Raw genomic sequence first — 3,347 nt, forward strand, 5'->3', positions numbered from 1 at the left:
GCATCCGCCGTAACCGACGACGACCGTGCCGCATCCGCCGTAAAACGCATTACGGATGATGCCGCGACTGCCGAAACAACTCCAGCATCACCTGCTCAATCGCCGTCGACGAGCCGTGCTTGAGCACATCCCGCAATAACTGTACCCCATTGTCGGCGCGGGCCGCGGCCTGCACACCATCGCTGGGGTTGGTATCTGAGTCGGGCGCGTCCGAGTCGTGGGGCAGGGCCTCAAAGCCCACCACATCGTGTACCGGCAGGGGGCTCGCCAAAAGGGTGAAGCCTCGCTGGGTCAACACCGCCTGATCAATGGCTTCCTGGCGCACCAGCGTTTCGTAACGCAGGTAGCCGGTCTGGGCCAGCCAGAGCATGGTGGACAGGCAGCTCTGGTGGCGTGGGCTGTGCAGGCCAAACTCATCCGGCGTATCTGGCCCGGCAATGTCTTCCACAAACAGCATGGTCGGGCGAGGGAACTGGTTGTACAGCTGAACCAGAATCCGCGCCGCATCTTTGTAGAAGTCCGCGATGTGAATATCCGCCATAACGTCTGCTGCCTTCCCTGAGTGCTACTGAGAATAATGTTCCAGAAATCGGCCCAGGCGCTGAATGGCCTTGGTCAGATCGTCCTCCCGGGGCAGGAACACAATGCGCAGGTGGTCCCGGTCCGGCCAGTTGAATGCCGTGCCTTGAACCAGTAGCACCTTCTCCTGAATCAGGAAGTCCAGCACCATCTGCTGGTCGTCCTTGATCTTGTAGCGGTTCAGGTCCAGCTTCGGGAACAGGTAGAGCGCGCCCTTGGGCTTGACGCAGCTCATACCGGGAATTTCGTCAATGGCCTTCATGGCCGCATCGCGCTGATCCCGCAGGCGCCCGCCCGGAATGATCAATTCGTTGATGCTCTGGTAGCCACCCAGTGCGGTCTGCACAGCGTACATGGCAGGCACATTGGCGCACAGGCGCATGGAGGACAGCATCTCCAGGCCCTCGATATACCCTTTGGCCTTGTGCTTTGCACCGCTGACGGTCATCCAGCCGGAGCGGAAACCGGCCAGGCGATAACATTTGGACAGGCCGTTAAAACTCACACACAAGACATCCTGAGCCAAACGTGCCAAGGGTACGAACTCGGCGTCGTCGTACAGAATCTTGCTGTAGATTTCATCGGCGTAAATGATCAGGTTGTGCTCCCGGGCGAGCTGCACAATCTGCTCGAGTACGTCCTGGCTGTACACCGCCCCGGTAGGGTTGTTGGGGTTGATTACCACTATGCCGCGAGTTCGGTCGGTAATCTTGCTGGCGATATCGGCGACGTCCGGGAACCAGTCGGACTGTTCATCGCACAGGTAGTGCACGGCTTTGCCACCGGCCAGGTTGACGGCGGCGGTCCACAGCGGGTAATCGGGGGCCGGTACGAGTACCTCATCACCATTGTTGAGCAACGCCTGCATGGCCATCACGATCAATTCGCTGACGCCGTTGCCCAGGAAAATGTCGTCGATATCGATGTTGGGAATGTCCAGCCGCTGGCTTTCCTGCATGATCGCCTTGCGCGCGGCGAACAGCCCGCGGGATTCGGTGTAACCTTCCGCATTGGGCAGGTTGTAGATGACGTCCTGGATGATTTCATCGGGCGCGGCAAAGCCGAACGGTGCCGGGTTGCCGATGTTCAGCTTGAGGATTCGGTGGCCTTCTTCTTCCAGCCGGTTGGCGTGCTCGAGAACCGGGCCGCGAATGTCGTAGCAGACCCCTTCGAGCTTGGTGGATTTATTGACGGTGCGCATCTACAGTATCTTGTCCATGGGGGCGGGTGAAAAGTAAACTCTACGGTGGTTTAGACCGTACTATGACTGAATCATCCCGTCTCTTCCCAGCCCCTGTCAAGGAGCAGTCTTCATGAGTGACCTGAAAAATCGTAGCGAAGCCGAGTGGCGTGAGCAGTTGTCGCCGGAGCAATATAGAATCTGTCGGGAAAAAGGCACTGAGCCCCCGTTTACCGGTGAGTACTGGGATGTGTTCACGGAGGGTACCTATCGGTGTCGCGCTTGCGGTGAGCCGTTATTCGATTCAGATACCAAATTTGACGCCCATTGCGGTTGGCCGAGTTTCTACGCGCCCAAAACCGAAGAGGTGATCGAGGAGGCTTTTGATGGCAGCCACGGCATGCGTCGTACCGAGGTAATGTGTAAGAACTGCGGGAGTCACTTGGGGCACGTGTTCCCCGATGGCCCGGCGCCCACGGGTTTGCGCTACTGCATCAATTCGGCCTCCATCAAGCTAGATGAGGGGCAATAATCTGAAATGGGGCAGGGGCGGATCAATCGTACAGCTGTTTCTTTTTCCAGTCGCTTTCCTGTTCGAACTCTTCCCACTCTTTCTTTTCTTCCGGCGCGGGGCCTTCTTTGGTGGGCGAGGCGCCGGCGTCGGATTGTTGTTCCAACTGACTTTCCAGCTTCTTGATGATGCCGTTGATCTGGGCCAGTTGCTTCTGGAAGCCCTGTCCGCCTTTTTCCTGGGTCAGCATCTTGCGCGCAAGGTTATAGTAGTGGATGGCCAACCTGGGTTTACCGGCGGCCTGGGCCTGTCGGGCGGAGACCGCATGGGCATCCACGGAGACCAGCAGCGCCAGGCGCTTGACCTGGTCCTTATAGGTTTGTCCCTGAGCCTGACCGATATTGCCGCGTTCGGTCTGGTGGGCAATAAAGCGGTACAGCTCCTGTAGAAGCCGCTTGATCTCGACGGCTTGCTCAGCGGAGGCCGGACGAGGGCGCTCGGACGGGGTGCGGTGTTTGAGCGCTTCGAGCTCGCCGGAGTAGAAGGTGAAGTCCTCCATGTGCCCCGGCTCCCGAGGTTCCAGGCGGCTGAGTTGTTCGCAGGCATCGAGCAGGGCGCGATAAATGATCAGGGTCAGGTCTTTGGTCAGTAGGCCCTCGGGGAACCCGGAAACCATGTATTTGAAATTGCGCTGACGATGCTTGAGGGCAGTCAGTAGGCGTTGGCGTCGTTTTTTGCGTTTTTCCAGCGTCTGGGCAATGAAGGCGTACCCCACCAGCACAATGAGCAAGGCGAAAATAATGCTGGCAATTATTAAAGAGGACATAGGCCGCCGCTGTTATTGATTCGAAGTTTATCGGGTCGAATGGGGAATTTGGCGTAAAAACGGCAGTATAGCACTAATGATCGGGAGGGCTGAAAGAGGGGCGTCGCTAAGTGGTTGTTTTCCCGGTCGAATAATTCGAAAAAAGTGTTGACAGGTGCCGGTCCGCTCCCTAGAATGCGCTCCACTTTCTGAGGGTAATGCCACGGCATACAGCGCTCAGGGAGGTCCGGGTCCCCTTCGTCTAGAGGCCT

4 protein-coding genes are annotated in these 3,347 nt (G+C 57.9%); 1 reads left to right on the forward strand and 3 read right to left on the reverse strand.

All coding sequences use genetic code 11. The features are described 5' to 3' along the window. Positions 1–49: 49 nt before the first annotated feature. Positions 50–541, reverse strand: coding sequence for a hypothetical protein (locus B3520_RS13050; RefSeq protein WP_286805057.1), 492 nt, complete (start codon positions 539–541; stop codon positions 50–52). Between the two features lie 24 nt (positions 542–565). Then, positions 566–1,780 (reverse strand): pyridoxal phosphate-dependent aminotransferase, encoded by a 1,215-nt coding sequence (locus B3520_RS13055; protein ID WP_024460649.1) that lies wholly within the window; start codon positions 1,778–1,780, stop codon positions 566–568. 112 nt (positions 1,781–1,892) lie between these two features. Here B3520_RS13055 and msrB point away from each other — a divergent pair, with 112 nt between their 5' ends. Then, complete coding sequence (gene msrB / locus B3520_RS13060) at positions 1,893–2,291, forward strand: peptide-methionine (R)-S-oxide reductase MsrB (RefSeq protein ID WP_286805054.1); 399 nt, start codon at positions 1,893–1,895, stop codon at positions 2,289–2,291. Between the two features lie 22 nt (positions 2,292–2,313). Here msrB and B3520_RS13065 read toward each other — a convergent pair whose 3' ends face one another. Beyond that, on the reverse strand, positions 2,314–3,096 hold the full coding sequence (locus tag B3520_RS13065) for a hypothetical protein (RefSeq protein WP_286805053.1): 783 nt from the start codon (positions 3,094–3,096) through the stop codon (positions 2,314–2,316). Between the last annotated feature and the right edge of the window lie 251 nt (positions 3,097–3,347).

This window comes from Marinimicrobium sp. UBA4509 (assembly GCF_002388575.1).
Classification (GTDB): domain Bacteria; phylum Pseudomonadota; class Gammaproteobacteria; order Pseudomonadales; family Cellvibrionaceae; genus Marinimicrobium; species Marinimicrobium koreense.

Bases quoted from the DNA above. Each gene is read 5' to 3' on its own strand.
- B3520_RS13050 (WP_286805057.1), bottom strand. From the start codon at position 541: ATGGCGGATATTCACATCGCGGACTTCTACAAAGATGCGGCGCGGATT.
- msrB (WP_286805054.1), top strand. From the start codon at position 1,893: ATGAGTGACCTGAAAAATCGTAGCGAAGCCGAGTGGCGTGAGCAGTTG.
- B3520_RS13055 (WP_024460649.1), bottom strand. From the start codon at position 1,780: ATGCGCACCGTCAATAAATCCACCAAGCTCGAAGGGGTCTGCTACGAC.
- B3520_RS13065 (WP_286805053.1), bottom strand. From the start codon at position 3,096: ATGTCCTCTTTAATAATTGCCAGCATTATTTTCGCCTTGCTCATTGTG.